Genomic DNA, 732 nt, shown 5'->3' with positions numbered 1-732 from the left:
ATCGCGCTGGCCGTTGCGCTGATCGCACGCGACGGGGCTGGATCCTTCACCTTCGACACCCCCGTCGGCCCCGTCGTCATCGAAACAGCAGGCGACGGCGCCGACATCACCGCATCGTTTACCGCCGTGGAGCCACGGGTGGCCGTATTCGACGACGGCGTCCTGGCCGAACTCCTCGGCCTGCTCGGCGTCGGGCCGGCGGATCTCGATCCCGCCTACCCGCCGCGGATCGCCTATTCCGGGAACTGGCATCCGGTGCTGGTCCTGGCCGACCGCAGCCTTTTCGACTCCTTTGGCTTCGATCCGGAGGCAGTGCGCCGGCTCATGGACGCTCAGGGCTGGGCCGCAACGGTGGCCGTCCTGCACCGCATTGCGGATGGCGAATTCGAAGCCCGGAATCTGTTCCCCGTCGGAGCCATCACCGAGGACCCCGCAACAGGGGCCGCCGCTGCGGCGGTGGGCGCCTACCTGCGCCTCCTGGGCCTGGTCGGGCCCCCGGCGAGGGTCTTGATCCACCAGGGACGGCACGTCGGCCGCCCGGGCTTACTCACCGTGGACATTCCCGCCGCCGGCGGAATAGTGGTGAGCGGCACGGCTGTCCGAATCCCCGCCGCCTAGGGCAACAGCTGATCAGAGCCGGGCAGGGTTCCTTACGTCGCGTCCTTCGTCCCCGGGGTAGCGCGGATTTCGGTCCGGAACCCGATCAATTTGTGGGTACCGTCGCAGTAGGGC

Annotated in this window: 1 protein-coding gene; it reads left to right on the top strand. The window is 69.0% G+C overall.

Annotated features, from left to right (window positions below; genetic code table 11):
- A partial coding sequence (locus AC1U89_RS24495; RefSeq protein WP_479902211.1) for a PhzF family phenazine biosynthesis protein occupies positions 1 to 618 on the top strand: 618 nt, incomplete at its 5' end.
- Between the last annotated feature and the right edge of the window lie 114 nt (positions 619 to 732).

It is taken from the genome of Caulobacter sp. 05T431 (genome assembly GCF_056665975.1).
The sequence above is the reverse complement of the archived record's forward strand: the minus strand, read 5'-3'. Positions and strand labels throughout refer to the sequence as shown.